Genomic DNA, 14,909 nt, shown 5'->3' with positions numbered 1-14,909 from the left:
ACCGCTCGCTTTCGGCGGAAGCCGGCGCAAACCAGAGACCCTCCGCGCGATGGCGCGCTGCGCCTATGGCCGGTGGTCGCGACCGAGCACGGCACCGCATTCGGCGATGCCGTCGTACAAACGGTCGAGGTCGGCGTCCTGAATGCAATAGGGTGGCATGACGTAGATCGTCGTGCCGAGCGGCCGAAGCAACAGATCGCGGTCGCAAAAGTGGGCAAGCAGCCGGGGCGCGAGCTGCGAGAGGTAGCCGCTGCGCGATGGATCCGGCAGGTCGACCGCCGCGATCGTGCCAAGCTGTCGCGCGTTCGTGATGCAGGGCAGTTCGGCGAGCGAGGCCAGTTTTTGCCGCTGACGCGCCGCAAGATCGGCGATCCGCTCGAGCACGGGTTCTTCGCGCCAGATGGCGAGATTGGCGTTGGCAGCGGCGCACGCGATCGGGTTAGCGGTGTAGCTCGACGAATGATAAAACATGCGCGCGCGGTCATCTGACAGATGCGCTGCATAAATTTCCTCCGTCGCCATCGTCACGGCGAGCGGCACGGCACCGCCCGTCAGGCCCTTTGACAGGCAGAGGATGTCCGGCACCACGCCGGCTTGCGCGCAGGCCAGCAACGTACCGGTGCGGCCCCAGCCGGTCATCACTTCGTCCGCAATGAACAGCACGCCGTGACGCGCACAAATCGCGCGCATTTCGGCGAGGACCCATGGCGGGTAGATCAACATGCCGCCGGCCCCCAGGATCAAGGGCTCGACGATCAACGCGGCGGGCGCGTCGCGGCAGGCAATCTCCAGGGCATCGAGCGTCCGCTGTTCGTCACCCGCTGACGGGAACGGCACGGTGCCGACATCGAACAGCAACGGCGCATAGGCCTGATTGAACACGCCGCGCGCGCCCACCGACATCGCGCCGATAGTATCGCCATGATAGCTGTGCTGCAGCACCAGGATGCGATGGCGGGGCGTCCCGCGATTGCTCCAATAACCGAGCGCCATCTTGAGCGCGACCTCGACGCTGGTCGAACCCGAATCGGAAAAGAACACGCGGGAAAGCGCCGACGGCATGATCGCGACGAGGCCGCGCGCCAGTGTTTCGGCCGGCTCGTGCGTCCATCCTGCGAAGATGATCTGGTCGAGCTTGGCGGTCTGCGCGGCAATCGCGGCCATAATCCGCGGGTGACAATGGCCATGCGTCGTGACCCACCAGGACGAGATCCCGTCAACGATGCGCCTGCCGTCACCCGTGAAGAGCGCCGCGCCTTCGGCATGGGTAACGAGCGGAATCGGTTCGCCGAGGCCGTGCTGGGTGAAGGGATGCCAGATGGGCGATTGCGTCATCAGAAATCGTCCAGATCGAACTGCGCTGCGAACATCGCAGCAAGCGTGGGCGCATCGAGCGGATCGACCAGCGGCAGCCGACCGAGGCGTCTGACCCCGCCGATCCGGGCGATCGTCGCTTCGCTGTCAGCCTGCGCTTCCCCGACGAACGCGACGCCGAGAATGGGCACCGCGCGCTGTCGCAGCGCCTCGATCGACAAAAGGCTGTGGTTGATCGTGCCCAGCGTCGTGCGCGCGACCAGCACCACAGGAACGGCCCACCGCGCGAACAGATCGGCGAACAGCAGATTATGCGTTATCGGCACCAGCACGCCGCCGGCACCTTCGACCACCAGCGGCCCATCATGGTGCGGCAGCAGCAGACGATCGAGCTCGATCGTCACCCCGTCGATTGCGGCGGCACGGTGCGGGGAGCACGGCGTGGTCAGGCGATACGCTTCGGGCACGATCTTCTCGGGCGAAAGGCCGGAGAGCGTCGCCACGGTTTGTGCGTCGCTGCGTGGATCCAGCCCGGCCTGCACCGGCTTCCAATATTGCGCACCGAGCGCCCCGGCGAGGGCGGCGGCGAAGACGGTTTTCCCGACATCGGTGTCGGTCCCGGTGACGACGAACGTTGGCCCGCGCATCAGACCAAGGCCCTCATCGTCGTGGCGAGGGCCGCGATGTCCGCCTCGGTGACGTTCAGCGTGAGCGAGATGCGCAACCGCGCCGTCCCCACCGGAACGGTGGGCGGACGGATGCCGCGTACGTCGAAACTGGCCTCCTGCAACGCTTTGGCCAGCCGCATCGTCGCGACATCGTCGCCGATCAGCAGCGGCAGGATCTGCGACCCGGTCGGAACGACCCCGCACGGCGCGAGCGACTGTTCGGCAAAGGCGATCAACGCCATCAGTCGCAAACGCCGCGCGGGTTCGTCGGCAAGCATGCGCAGGCTCTCGCGGACCGCGCTCGCGATCAGCGGCGAGGGTGCTGTCGAAAAGATGAAACCGCGCGCCCGGTTCACGAGGACATCGCGCACGACGCGCGGGCCGCACAGCAACGCGCCTTCGCAGCCCAGGGCCTTGCCGCATGTGTGCAGCGTGATGACATTCTCACGATCTTCAAGGTCGGCCGCCAGCCCGCGTCCCTGCTCCCCGAACACGCCCGTCGCATGGGCCTCATCGACCAGCACGATCGCGTCATGACGGCGCGCCACCGCCATCACAGCGGCGAGCGGCGCGCGATCGCCGTCCATGCTATAGAGGCTTTCGACCGCGATCCATGCGCGACCCGTTGCCCCGCCCGATCGCCACGCTGCGATCGTCGCGTCGATGGCGCCAACGTCGTTATGGGCGGCGGCGGTGCACCTCGCGCGACCAAGCCGCATGCCCTCATGCGCGCTGGCATGGATCAACGCGTCGTAGACCACGAGGTCGCCGCGCTGCGGCAGCGTCGAAAACAGCGCGCTATTGGCAGCATATCCGCTCGAGAAAAACAGCGCCGCCTCGCTACCGAAAAACGCCGCCGCCTCGGCTTCCAGCGCGTCATGCTCGGGATCGTTGCCGCGCAACAGCCGCGACCCGCCGGAGCCGAGCGCCACACCGCGCGACAGCGCTTCCTGAACCGCGGTGCGCAGTCGCGCCGACTTGGCGAGACCGAGATAATCATTGGAAGCGAAATCGCGCCCAATGCGGGGCTGCAGAGCACGCAATCGCCCACGTGCGCGCAAGTCCGTCAAATCTTCGCTTTGGGCGCGCAATGTCATCATGCGGCGCGGTATAACCACGCCGGGCGGCAATGACACCAGCGATGTCGTCGTCACTTTGCAGGCGCTTGATCCACGCGAAAGGGAGGAAGCTCGATGTGGAGTGATGCGTTGGCGCAGTCAGCGGGCGGGTAGTTTTCCGCAACAATGGGCTGCAAAATTCGCTGGTCGGCGCATTCGCCAAACCCTTTTGGCGGATGACCCCGGCTACGTCCATGGCACCAGCCGGCAGGTGATCGCGCATGCGATTGCTGGTTAGCGACACATTACTTTGCGAGGATGCAAAACCCGTTGGCCCCGCCTGAAAGCGGAAATGGTGGGCGATGACGGGCTCGAACCGCCGACATTCTCGGTGTAAACGAGACGCTCTACCAACTGAGCTAATCGCCCCACTTTCGGGAAACCGCGTCTTAGCGTGCTTTTCAAATCGGGCAACCCTGCGCATCACCCCGCGGCGACCGCCCTTTGGCTACGCTATCGCCAGCCCGCTTCGCCCCACGGCGGCGACGTAATTGCGCATGCCGAGACTCGCCCGGTCGGACAGGCCGAGGAACGCGCGGCGGCGATCGAACGGGTCGGGCTGACGTTCGAACAGCCCGGCCTCGGTCATCCGTGCGATCCAGCGCAGCGCCGTGGTCGGCGCGACCGCAGCGGCGATGCACAGGCTCGAAACCGAGACTTGCGCGCGCTCCAGCTCGGCCGCGAACAGATCAAGCATCATATCCCAGGCAGGATCCTCGAACAGGCCGCTCCCGAAATATTGGTCGCGCAACCGCCGCGCGCGGATCGTCTCGCGAATGTCGCGCGCGGTCACCTCCGGCATCTCCGAGACGGGCGGCGGCGCGCGATAGCCCGGGGTCGGCTCGCCGACCCCGCCGCTGCGGCGGTCGGTGTGGCGCGCATCGCCCTCGCCGCGCGTGAGCCGCGCCAATGTCTCGGCGATCCGCGCGACCTCCTGGTTGAGCCGCTGCAAGCGCACCGCCTCGGCATTGCGGCTGACATCGTGCACGCGGTCGCCGCTGCGCATCCCGGCAATGCACAAAGCCGCGACGCGTTCGACCTCGCTCGGTGCGCACAGCAATTCGATTCCAGGCCCGCACAAGCTCGCAGCAAGCACATCGATCTGTTCGACATCAAGCGTGACGACGATCCGTGCGCCGCCGCGCCGCCCGATCGCATCGAGCAGCGGCAGCACTGGCGTGAGCGCGGCGTCGCTGGCCCCGCGCGCTTCAGCGAGCACCACTGCCACCGGGCCTTGCCGTTCCAAGCGTTCCCTCGCTTCGTGCCAGCTTACCCGACCCTGTACATGACCGCCCGCTGCCGTCACGGCGTGCTCCGGGGAACGCCCCGCTTCGGCTTCGGCGATGACGAGCGTTGCTGGCGTCGGGTCCGATGGTGCGCTTTCCCAGCCTTGCATTGCCTCGCCGATACCGCTGTCCATCATGGCATCCCCTCCGGCCGGCCCGCCAATGGCCCGGCGCGAACATGGAAATTACGCATTGCACCAAATCGGGGTAGTCAAACTGCCGCCGCTTCGGTGGCAATCTGCCGCCCCGTTCCGGACTTTTTCGTAGTGTCGTCCGAAACGGAGATAATTGCCGTGCGTATCATTCGTACCATGCGCGCGCGGCGCGTCAGTCGAGCGACTTCACGATCTCCTCGACCATCTTTTTGGCGTCCCCCAGCAGCATCATCGTGTTGTCCATGTAGAACACGTCATTGTCGACGCCGGCATAACCGACGCCGCCCATCGAGCGCTTGATGAACAGCACGGTCTTGGCCTTTTCGACGTCGAGCACGGGCATGCCGTAGATCGGCGAAGTCTTGTCGGTCTTGGCCGCGGGGTTGGTCACGTCGTTCGCGCCGATCACAAAGGCGATATCGGTCTGGGCGAATTCGCTGTTAATGTCCTCGAGCTCGAACACGTCGTCATACGGCACGTTCGCTTCGGCGAGCAGCACGTTCATATGCCCCGGCATGCGCCCGGCGACCGGGTGGATCGCGTATTTCACGCGGACGCCATGTTCCTTCAGCTTGTCGCCCATTTCGCGCAGCGTGTGTTGGGCTTGCGAAACCGCCATGCCGTAGCCGGGGACGATGATGACTTGCTCGGCTTGCCCCAGCAGGAACGCGGCGTCCTCGGCGCTGCCGCGCTTCCACGGGCGCTGTTCCTTGGCCTCGCCGCTCGCCGCTGCGCTGTCGCCGCCGAAGCCGCCGGCGATGACCGAGATGAAGCTGCGGTTCATCGCCTTGCACATGATGTAGCTGAGGATCGCGCCCGACGACCCTACCAATGCGCCGGTGATGATCATCGCAGTGTTGTGCAGCGTGAAGCCCATCGCCGCCGCCGCCCAGCCCGAATAAGAATTGAGCATCGACACCACGACCGGCATGTCGGCTCCGCCGATCGGGATGATCAGCAGGAAGCCGATCGCGAAGCTGAGCACGGTGATCGTCCAGAAAATCCACGGGCTCTGGTCCTGCGTGAAATACGCGATCAGCCCGAGGATACCCGCCAGCACGCCAAGGTTGATGACGTGGCGCCCCGGCAGCATGATCGGCTTGCCGCCCATATTGCCGTTGAGTTTCAGGAAGGCGATGACCGATCCGCTGAAGGTGATCGCGCCGATCGCGATGCCGAGGCCCATTTCGATGCGGGACTGGGTGTAGATCAATGCGACGGGAGCCCCAGTATCGGACGTTAGTATCTGCGCAATGCCGAACGCCTCCGGGTTGAGAAACGCTGCCGCCGCGACGAGGACCGCGGCCATGCCGACGAGCGAGTGGAACGCCGCGACCAGCTGCGGCATGTCGGTCATCGCGATACGCCGCGCGGTAACGATACCGATCGCCGCACCGATGCCGATCGCGGCGAGGATTTCGACGACCGTGACGGTATCGAGCGCGCCCGCATCGAGCGTCGGCACATGCGTCACCAGCGTCGTCACCACCGCGATGGTCATGCCGATGATGCCCATGCGGTTGCCCCGCTGGCTCGTCGCCGGGCTGGAGAGGCCGCGCAACGCGAGGATGAAACACACCCCCGCAACGAGATAGGCGAGCGATGCCCAGGGATTGACCGTTAAATGTTCCACTTGTCTTCCCCTAATCGTCGTCACCCCGGACTTGATCCGGGGTCCCGCTGTCGCCCACGCTCGAAAAAGCGAGACCCCGGCTCAAGGCCGGGGTGACGCTCGCTACTTCGCCGCTGCGGGCTTTTCCTTCTTCTTATACATCGCCAGCATCCGCGCCGTCACCGCAAAGCCGCCGAAGATATTGATACTCGCCAGCACCACCGCGAGCAGCCCGAGCCATTTCGACACGGCACCCCCGCTGCCGAGCGCGACCGCAGCGCTGGCAATCAGCGCGCCGACGATGATCACGCTCGAAATCGCATTGGTCACCGCCATCAACGGCGTGTGCAGCGCGGGCGTGACCGACCAGACGACGTAGTAGCCGACGAAGCAGGCCATCACGAAGATGGAAAGGATCGAGATGAAGTCCATGGTCTTCCCCTTTACGCCGCGGCGCGGCGCGGTTGCGGGACGGCGCGGCCCATTTCCTGCGCCGCCTCGATCCAGCAACCGATCGCGTCATAGATATTGTCGAGTGCCTCTTGCGGCGTATCGCCATCGGAGCGGCAACCGGGCAGTTCCGGTGCAATTGCGGTGAACCCGCCACCGTCGGCAGCCGAGAGCGGGAGAATATCGACCTCGTAATCGAACGGACTCATCGCTTCACCCCTCGGACGGCATCGATAAACGTGACCAACGCGCGAATATAGACCGGCTTGATCGATCGGTGCGCAGGGATGGTCAGGATTTCGGCCATATCGACATGCTTTACCTTGTAATGTGACCCCTTGCGCGGCGGCGTGCAAGCGATCCCGCAGCCAGCACAAACGGCGATCACGTCCTCGATCCGCCAATCGTGCGGGCTCGATCGCATGCGATCGAGCAGCTTGTCGGCTGCGGCCAAGCGTCAACCCAGCAACCGCGCGTTCACGACCTTGCCACCCTGTGTCAGCCGGATCGCATCGCCGATTTCGGCGTCGAGCACCGGTTTGCCTGCTTCCTTGTCCCAGAAGGCGCTGAGAAAATTGAACAAGTTCCGCGAGAACAATGCCGAGGCATCCGCCGCGAGCCGCGACGGCACGTTGCGGTGCCCCACGATCGACACGCCATTCACCACGACGATTTCGCCCGCAACCGCGCCTTCGACATTGCCGCCCGCCTCGACCGCGAGATCGACGATCACCGAACCGGGGCGCATACTGGCGACTTGCGCCGCCGAAATGAGGCGCGGGGCGGGGCGGCCGGGGATCAGCGCGGTCGTGATCACGATGTCCTGCTTGGCGATATGGCCCGAGACCAATTCGGCCTGCGCCGCCTGATATTCGGGGCTCATCTCGCCGGCATAGCCGCCCGAGCCTTCGCCTTCGATGCCAGCCACGTTCTCGACGAAGATCGGCTTCGCGCCGAGCGACTGAATCTGTTCCTTGGTCGCGCTCCGCACATCGGTCGCCGAGACCTGCGCGCCCAGCCGCCGTGCGGTGGCGATCGCCTGCAGCCCGGCAACGCCCACGCCCATCACGAACACGCGCGCGGCCGAAACCGTGCCCGCCGCCGTCATCATCATCGGAAAGGCGCGGCCATAGGTCGCCGCGGCATCGAGCACGGCCTTGTAGCCCGACAAATTCGACTGCGACGACAGGATATCCATCGACTGCGCGCGCGTGATGCGCGGCATGAATTCCATCGCCAGCGCCTCAAGACCTGCGGCGGCATAGCCGTCGATCCGCGCACGATCGGCAAACGGATTGAGCGACGCCACCAGCCACGCACCCGGCGCGACACCGGCCAACGCCGCCGCATCCGGCCCCTGCACGCCCAGCACGATGTCCGCGCCCGCCAGCGTCGCCGCGCGATCCGCCACGCTCGCGCCAGCAGCGGCATAATCGGCATCGGCGATCGATGCGGTGTTGCCCGCGCCTGCCTCGACCGCAACGCTCGCGCCCAGCGTAATGAACTTCTTTGCCGTTTCGGGTGTAGCGGCGACGCGGCGCTCGCCCTCGGCGGTTTCGCGCAGGACGGCGATCTTCATCCTACTTCCGCGTGATCACGAAGATCACCGCTGCGGCGATAACCGCCACGATAACCGCGCCGTATTTCATCCAGCCGATCACCTTGTGATAGGTTGCCTGGTGGACCTGCATGTCGTTTTCGGCAGCCATCGTTTCGTCCTTCGAATCCGTTTCGCGAGGCTTGCTTAGCGGCGACGCGCGCACCCCTCAACCCCCGTAGTTCGCGTAGCGATTATCGGGGAGTCATCACGGAGTCACGTCCCACCTGTCTCTTTGCGGGGCGTTTAAGGCCGTTTTCATACCTTATGCCTATGGTTAGCGGCTGAACCTGGGACGAAATGGGGTAACGCATGACGCGCAACGGACAGCGCCTGTTGATGCTGATCGACGACGAACCCGCGCAACGCCGCCTTGTCGCGGCGATCGCGGCGCGGCGCGGCTGGCGCGCGATCTTCGCCGCGGATGGCGAAATGGCGATTGCGATGCTCGGTACGCAGGACGGGATGCAGCTCGACGCCGTCCTGCTCGACCAATGGGCGCCCGACGCCGATCCGACCGTGCTGATCGCCGAATTGCGCAGCCGTCGCCCGGCGCTGCCGCTGTTGCTGCTCACCGCCAACGGCTCGGTTGCGCAGGCCGTCTCCGCAATGCGCAGCGGGGCAACCGATTTCCTGGTCAAGCCGCTCGCGCCCGAGCGGCTGCTCAGCGCGCTCGATGCCGCAGTCGCGGGCAAATCGGCGGGCGAATTGCGTCCGCTGACCGAAAAGATCCCGGCCTTGCTCGCGTTTGACGAGATCGTCGGCTCGGCACCCGATTTCCGCTCGGCGCTCGCGATCGCCGCCAAGGCGGCGCGCGCGCGCGTACCCGTGCTGCTCGAAGGCGAAAGCGGTGTCGGCAAAGAAGTCGTCGCCGAGGCGATCCACGCCGCCTCGCCGCGCGGCAAGAAGGCGATGGTCGCGGTCAATTGCGGCGCGCTGCCGCCCAACCTCGTCGAATCCGAACTGTTCGGGCATGAGAAAGGCGCGTTCACCGGCGCGTTCGAACGCAAGATCGGGCGCTTTCAGGAAGCCGATGGCGGGACGTTGTTCCTCGACGAAATCGGTGAAATGCCGCTCGACGCGCAAGTCAAATTGCTGCGCGTGCTGCAATCGGGCGAAATCCAGCCGATCGGCGCACGCCACACGCGCGAAGTCGATGTCCGCGTGATCGCCGCGACCAACAAACGGCTGATCGAAGAGGTCGATGCCGGGCGCTTCCGCGAGGATCTCTATTACCGGCTCAACGTCGTTCAGGTGACGATCCCCCCTTTGCGCGAACGCACCGGCGATATCCCCGCGCTTGCGCGGCATCTGCTGGCGCGGATCGCGCAGCAGCCAGGGCTGAGGCCGCTCGGCATTACCGACGATGCGCTCGCTTTGCTCGGCCGTTACGATTGGCCAGGTAACGTCCGCCAGTTGCAGAACGCGCTCTTCCGCGCCGCCGTGCTGTGCGATGGTGCAGCGCTGACCCGCGCCGATTTCCCGCAGATCGCAGCGCTTGGCGGGCAGCGCCATACCACGCCGACGCCCATGCCGATGGCGACCAGCGGCGGGGTGACGCTGTTCCACGCCGACGGCAATTTGCGCGCGCTGGAGGAAATCGAGGCCGATGTCATTCGCCTCGCGATCGGCCATTATCGCGGCCGCATGACCGAGGTCGCGCGGCGGCTCGGGATCGGGCGCTCGACGCTGTATCGCAAGCTCGGCGAGCTGGGGATCGACAACGCGGCGGCGTGAGCGCGGCTGATTGACACGCGCGCGCCGCCGACGGAAAGGTTCGTCGGCAAGGAGGCGGTATGGACCGCGCGGTTTTGTTGAAGGCAGCGCAGCGCCTGGTTTGCCCGGACGAGCGTATCCTGCTGCCCGATTTCATTTCCGAAGCCGACCGATCGCATTTGCTCGACTGGGCCATATCGACCGAGCCGTATCTGCGTCAGAACGGTCCGGCGCGGCTATGCAAGAAGACCGAGTTCATCCCCACTGTCGATGCGCGCTACCACGCCGTTCGTCTGGCGATTCAGCGGCACATGGGCTTGGCTGACGAGAGCACAACAGAACCCGACCATGGCTGGCTGGTGAGCATTATCAAGGCGGGCGGCATGGTCCATCCGCACATCGATTCGGCACCGGCGGGAATGCGTCATCTGCGCTGCAACCTGTTCCTGCAACTGCCCGAAGCGGGCGGGCGCCCGGTCATCGACGGCGTGCCGATCGACGTGCGCGAGCGGATGCTGCTCGCTTTCTACCCGAGCGAGCGCAAGCATTGGTCGGAGCCGTGCGCGGGCGAGCGTGCGCGCGTGATGCTGTCGTTCGGCTATGTCGTGCCGCAGGATTATCGCCTGCCCGGCTGAGCCGTCAGCGCCCGACCAACGCGCGGTCACGCAAGCCCCGCCACACGCGTACTGCCTGCACCGTTTCCGCGACATCGTGCACGCGGAGCAGTTGCGCCCCCGCTGCAAGGCCCGCCATTGCCAGCGCGAGCGAGCCGCCGAGGCGTTCGCCGACCGGAGCTTCGTTCGACAGCGCGCCGATCATCCGCTTGCGGCTCGCGCCAAGCAGGATCGGGCAGCCGAGCCCGTGGAACAGCGCCAGGCCGTTGATGAGCGCGAGATTATCCGACAGCGATTTGCCAAAGCCGATGCCGGGATCGACGATGATCCGCGCACGATCGACCCCGCCCGCGACCACCGCCGCGATCCGGTCCGCGAGCCAGTCGAACACCTCGACCACGACATCCTGATAACCCGCCCCGCCATGCGGCCCCTTGCTCGGTTCGGGCGAGTGCATCAGCACCACCGGGCAACCCGCCTTTGCGACGACATCGAGCGCGCGATCATCCCACAGCAAGGCCGAAACATCGTTGACGATCGCCGCGCCCGCGCCCAGCGCCGCTTCCATCACGCTCGCCTTGCGCGTGTCGATCGAGACGAGCGTTCCGCTGCGCGCGAGCCGTTCGATCACCGGCACGACGCGGGCGATCTCATCGCCTTCCCACACCGTCGCGGCACCCGGCCTGGTCGATTCGCCGCCGACATCGATCAGCGCAGCCCCGGCCGCCGCGAGCGCGACCCCGGCACTCGCCGCTGCCGCCGGATCCTCGTGCAGCGTGCCACCGTCGGAGAAGCTGTCGGGCGTTACGTTTAAAATCCCCGCGACGCTCGGCTGATCGAAGCGCAGCGTGCGCTCGCCCAGCACCAGCGGCGCGCGCGGCGCGGTGATCGCGGCGTGGAGCTTGGCCGCGCGTTTGTCGGTCAGCAGTGTGTCGAGATCGGCGATGGCGACGGTCCGCCGGCGATCGTCTTCGATCACCTCATAGGCCGAAAACCACAGCATCCCGCCGGCCAACCGCGCGACCGCGCCATCGCGCTCGACGGGGGTATCGACGAACTGGATCGGGCGGAGGTGGAGGGTCACCTTCCCTCTCCCGGAGGGAGAGGGAGGGAGCCGCCGGGGGCGGCGGAAGGGTGAGGGCGGTCTTTGTTTCGCATGCTGCCCTCACCTTCCCACTCGGCTGCGCCGAGCGGGCCCCTTCCTCTCCCGTCGGGAGAGGAGATTTGCCTCAGATTTGCGTCGCCAGCAAATAGGTCTGGCGCAGTGTATCGATCGGCTTCAGCCCATCGGCGGTCTCATGATGCCAAAAGGTCCAGCCGTTGCAGGCAGGGGCATTCTGGAGGACCGATCCGAGCTTGTGGATCGACCCTATTTGCCCGCAGACACTCTCCAGACTGCCATCGGCGCGGACCAGCGCACGATGCTTGCGCTTGGCATCGCACAGCACGCGGCCTGCGGTCAGATAGCCGTTCTCGACCAGCACTCCGAACGCGACTTTCGGTGCGGCCTTGGGGCTTTGCATCGTCTTCAGCGCCGATTCGTCGAGCGGCAGGGCGGCGGCGATTCGCTCTTTGGCGGCTGCGATATAATCCGCCTCGCGCTCGATCCCGATCCAGCGCCGCCCGAGCCGCTTGGCCACCGCGCCGGTCGTTCCGGTGCCGAAGAACGGATCGAGCACCACGTCGCCGGGCTTGGTGCAGGCGAGCAGGATGCGATAGATCAACGCTTCGGGCTTTTGCGTCGGGTGGACCTTGACCCCGTCCTTCTTCAACCGCTCGGGTCCGCCGCAGACCGGGAATTCCCAGTCGCTGCGCATCTGCAATTCGTCGTTCAGCGTCTTCATGCTGCGATAGTTGAAAGTGTATTTCGCCTTCTCGCCCATCGATGCCCAGATCAGCGTTTCATGCGCATTGGTGAAGCGCGTGCCCTTGAAATTGGGCATAGGGTTCGATTTGCGCCAGACAATGTCGTTGAGGATCCAATAGCCGAGATCCTGGATCGCCGAGCCGACCTTGAAGATGTTGTGATAGCTGCCGATCACCCAGATCGCGCCATTGTCCTTCAAGATGCGCTTGGCCTCGAACAGCCATTCGCGGGTGAAGCGATCATAGATTTCGAGGCTGGCGAACTTGTCCCATTCATCGGTGACGGCATCGACATGGCTGCCATCGGGGCGCGCGAGATCGCCGCCGAGCTGGAGGTTATAGGGCGGATCGGCGAAGATCAGATCGACCGATTTGGCGGGAAGCGCGCGCATCGTCGCGATGCAGTCGCCGCGCAGGATCTGATCGAGCGGCAAGACGACCGGCACCACGACCGATGGGGCGACCGTTTCGGCCCTCGCCGGCCTGATCTTTTCCAAAACGCCCATCGTCACCGTCCCCAAACCTGTCAGCTATCTCTTCGTGGCGCGCATCCCTGCGAATGTCGGACTCTACGTCAAGCAAACATTGGTTAACGAAAAACCCTGCCAAGTGGTTAACCAAGCGGAACATTTCGGGAAGTAAACCAGATGTTGAGTCGGGACTTATCCACAGGCTCAACCGATGGTGTGTGGCGCAAAAGACTCGGTTGCTGCGAAAGCTTCGGCAACGGGCCGGAAACTGCGCCGGTGGAGCGGGGTCGGCCCATGTTCCCGCAACGCACGAAGATGATCGGGCGAGCCATACCCCTTATTGCTGTGCCACCCATACTGCGGATGTGCCTCGGCATGCGCGGCCATGATCGTGTCACGCGTGTGTTTGGCGACGATCGAGGCGGCGGCGATCGACAGGCTGATTGCGTCGCCACCGATGATCGCCGTCGCCGCAAAACTCCATTTGGGCAAGCGGTTACCGTCGACCAGCACATGCCCGACGCGCCCACCGAGGCAGCGTTCGAGCGCCTCGACCGCCAGCGTCATCGCCTTCATCGTCGCCCAATAAATGTTGAGCGTATCGATCTCGTCGGCCTCGACCACGCCGATCCCGAGGCAGGCGCGTTGGTGGAGCAGGCCGCACAGCCGCGCGCGTTCGGCGGCGGGCAGTTTCTTCGAATCGTTGAGGCCGCGCGGGATCCCTTTGGGCGGGAGGATCACGGCGGCCGCCACCACCGGCCCGGCGAGCGGACCGCGCCCGGCTTCATCGACGCCGGCCACAGGGGCGAGACAGCGTTTCTCGTGTTTGAGGTTAGGCATCAGGTATGCGCCACGGCGGGTAGCGGCGGTTCTCGCCCGCCTGATACAGGCAGATCGTGTTCCCCGCCGGATCGGTAAGCCGCGCCTCGCGCCACAGCCATTCTTGCGCGACGGGCAAGTGATCGAACACCAGCCCCGCCGCCTGCAACCGTGCGACTTCGGCGTCGAGGTCAGCACATTCGAAGAACACCGTCGCCGCCGCGCCGTGCTCGATCGACAGCGTCGCCCCGCCCGGAGCCTCGAAGCGCGCATAATGATCGGGGCTGTCGACGATCTGTTTCAGCCCGAGCATGCGGTAGAAATCGCGCGATGCCGCATAGTCCGCGCACCCCACCGTCACCTGATTGAGCCGCACTCCCGGCCCGAGATCGAGCCGCACCGATTGATGCCCCATCGGGCCATGCCCGCCGCCGAAGCCGGGGGCACCATGGAGCGCGAGGCGGACGAATTGCCGCGCGCGGGTGACAGATTCCTGTAGCGATCGGCCCTCGGCGAGGAAGGTCGCGATGGCGGAGGCGAGCGTACAGCCGGTGCCGTGGGTAGAGGTCGTGGCGATCCGCGCCGACGACCAGTGCGCGATTTCGCCATCGGGGCCGATCAGTCGATCGGTGAGGGTGTCGCCGTCGCCATGGCCGCCCTTCACCAGAACGGTCGTGCCGAGGGCTTGGGCGAGATGCGCTGTCCCCTCCCCCGCTCGTGCTGAGCCGGTCGAAGCACCGCCCGCAAACGCCACGCTCGTGGCATCCTGCCCTTCGACAGGCTCAGGGCGAACGGGGGAGAGGAGCGCGGCCAGTTCCGGCAGATTCGGCGTCACGACGGTCGCGATCCGCATCAAACGTCCGAATGCCGCGATCGTGTCGGCGTCCGCGAGCACGTCACCGCTGGTCGCAACCATGACCGGATCGAAGACGATCGGGACCTTCCCCGCTTCGCTTCCCCGGCGAAGGCCGGCGCCGTGTGGCAAGCCAGTGGCAAGTTGATCGCTGCGCTTCGTTACCTCGCCCGGCGCGACTGGGCCCCGGCCTTCGCCGGGGAAGGTCGCGGTGGAGAGACGAGCCTCCAGCCAATCTGCCACCGCATGGGCTGTCGCGGCCGACCCAAGCATCCCGATCTTCACCGCATCGACGCCGATATCGGACACGCACGATTCGATCTGCGCGATCACCATCTCGGTCGGCACGGGCATCACCGCTTGCACGCCGA

General features: G+C 65.7%; 16 protein-coding genes and 1 tRNA gene. 2 read left to right on the top strand and 15 right to left on the bottom strand.

Annotated features, from left to right (window positions below):
* Positions 1 to 63: 63 nt before the first annotated feature.
* From ABWP09_RS03335 to ABWP09_RS03285, 11 genes are all read right to left on the bottom strand, one after another.
* Positions 64 to 1,335 carry an adenosylmethionine--8-amino-7-oxononanoate transaminase gene (locus ABWP09_RS03335; protein ID WP_353203745.1) on the bottom strand — a complete coding sequence of 424 codons (1,272 nt, stop codon included), beginning with the start codon at positions 1,333 to 1,335 and terminating at the stop codon, positions 64 to 66.
* Positions 1,335 to 1,961, bottom strand: coding sequence for a dethiobiotin synthase (gene bioD, locus ABWP09_RS03330; protein WP_353203744.1), 627 nt, complete (start codon positions 1,959 to 1,961; stop codon positions 1,335 to 1,337). The genes ABWP09_RS03335 and bioD overlap by 1 nt, the downstream gene beginning before the upstream one ends.
* The gene (locus ABWP09_RS03325; RefSeq protein WP_353203743.1) at positions 1,961 to 3,082 is read right to left on the bottom strand and encodes an 8-amino-7-oxononanoate synthase; all 1,122 of its coding nucleotides are present in this window, start codon (positions 3,080 to 3,082) and stop codon (positions 1,961 to 1,963) included. The genes bioD and ABWP09_RS03325 overlap by 1 nt, the downstream gene beginning before the upstream one ends.
* Positions 3,083 to 3,393: 311 nt before the next feature.
* A tRNA-Val gene (locus ABWP09_RS03320) sits at positions 3,394 to 3,469 on the bottom strand.
* Between the two features lie 79 nt (positions 3,470 to 3,548).
* Positions 3,549 to 4,523, bottom strand: a complete 975-nt coding sequence (locus tag ABWP09_RS03315; protein ID WP_353203742.1) for a hypothetical protein — start codon at positions 4,521 to 4,523, stop codon at positions 3,549 to 3,551.
* Between the two features lie 190 nt (positions 4,524 to 4,713).
* A complete protein-coding gene (locus ABWP09_RS03310) occupies positions 4,714 to 6,174 on the bottom strand; it encodes an NAD(P)(+) transhydrogenase (Re/Si-specific) subunit beta (protein ID WP_353203741.1) in 1,461 nt (486 codons plus the stop codon).
* Positions 6,175 to 6,276: 102 nt separating this feature from the next.
* Positions 6,277 to 6,585, bottom strand: coding sequence for a proton-translocating transhydrogenase family protein (locus tag ABWP09_RS03305; RefSeq protein WP_188448678.1), 309 nt, complete (start codon positions 6,583 to 6,585; stop codon positions 6,277 to 6,279).
* 11 nt (positions 6,586 to 6,596) lie between these two features.
* Positions 6,597 to 6,812, bottom strand: a complete 216-nt coding sequence (locus ABWP09_RS03300) for a type II toxin-antitoxin system HicB family antitoxin (protein ID WP_353203740.1) — start codon at positions 6,810 to 6,812, stop codon at positions 6,597 to 6,599.
* Positions 6,809 to 7,057 carry a type II toxin-antitoxin system HicA family toxin gene (locus tag ABWP09_RS03295; protein WP_353203739.1) on the bottom strand — a complete coding sequence of 83 codons (249 nt, stop codon included), beginning with the start codon at positions 7,055 to 7,057 and terminating at the stop codon, positions 6,809 to 6,811. The genes ABWP09_RS03300 and ABWP09_RS03295 overlap by 4 nt, the downstream gene beginning before the upstream one ends.
* Before the next feature lie 3 nt (positions 7,058 to 7,060).
* Positions 7,061 to 8,182: an NAD(P) transhydrogenase subunit alpha gene (locus tag ABWP09_RS03290; protein WP_353203738.1), complete on the bottom strand. Its 1,122-nt coding sequence runs from the start codon at positions 8,180 to 8,182 to the stop codon at positions 7,061 to 7,063.
* Position 8,183: 1 nt separating this feature from the next.
* On the bottom strand, positions 8,184 to 8,312 hold the full coding sequence (locus ABWP09_RS03285) for an aa3-type cytochrome c oxidase subunit IV (RefSeq protein ID WP_353203737.1): 129 nt from the start codon (positions 8,310 to 8,312) through the stop codon (positions 8,184 to 8,186).
* 200 nt (positions 8,313 to 8,512) lie between these two features.
* Here ABWP09_RS03285 and ABWP09_RS03280 point away from each other — a divergent pair, with 200 nt between their 5' ends.
* Together ABWP09_RS03280 and ABWP09_RS03275 are read left to right on the top strand one after the other, a co-directional pair.
* Entirely contained in the window at positions 8,513 to 9,937 is a 1,425-nt protein-coding gene (locus ABWP09_RS03280; RefSeq protein ID WP_353203736.1) for a sigma-54-dependent transcriptional regulator, read from the top strand.
* Positions 9,938 to 9,996: 59 nt separating this feature from the next.
* Complete coding sequence (locus ABWP09_RS03275; protein ID WP_353203735.1) at positions 9,997 to 10,551, top strand: hypothetical protein; 555 nt, start codon at positions 9,997 to 9,999, stop codon at positions 10,549 to 10,551.
* A 4-nt stretch (positions 10,552 to 10,555) separates the two neighbouring features.
* On the opposite strand, the gene folP is transcribed toward ABWP09_RS03275, so the two are convergent.
* From folP to ABWP09_RS03255, 4 genes are all read right to left on the bottom strand, one after another.
* On the bottom strand, positions 10,556 to 11,614 hold the full coding sequence (folP, locus tag ABWP09_RS03270; protein ID WP_353203734.1) for a dihydropteroate synthase: 1,059 nt from the start codon (positions 11,612 to 11,614) through the stop codon (positions 10,556 to 10,558).
* A 145-nt stretch (positions 11,615 to 11,759) separates the two neighbouring features.
* The gene (locus ABWP09_RS03265; RefSeq protein ID WP_353203733.1) at positions 11,760 to 12,902 is read right to left on the bottom strand and encodes a site-specific DNA-methyltransferase; all 1,143 of its coding nucleotides are present in this window, start codon (positions 12,900 to 12,902) and stop codon (positions 11,760 to 11,762) included.
* Positions 12,903 to 13,070: 168 nt separating this feature from the next.
* Entirely contained in the window at positions 13,071 to 13,706 is a 636-nt protein-coding gene (rnhB, locus tag ABWP09_RS03260) for a ribonuclease HII (protein WP_353203732.1), read from the bottom strand.
* Positions 13,699 to 14,892, bottom strand: coding sequence for a bifunctional hydroxymethylpyrimidine kinase/phosphomethylpyrimidine kinase (locus ABWP09_RS03255; RefSeq protein ID WP_502959749.1), 1,194 nt, complete (start codon positions 14,890 to 14,892; stop codon positions 13,699 to 13,701). The genes rnhB and ABWP09_RS03255 overlap by 8 nt, the downstream gene beginning before the upstream one ends.
* Positions 14,893 to 14,909: the final 17 nt, after the last annotated feature.

The organism is Sphingomonas sp., from assembly GCF_040398505.1.
Classification (GTDB): domain Bacteria; phylum Pseudomonadota; class Alphaproteobacteria; order Sphingomonadales; family Sphingomonadaceae; genus Sphingomonas.
Note: the sequence above shows the minus strand (reverse complement) of the source record. Positions and strands in the feature narration are given on the sequence as shown.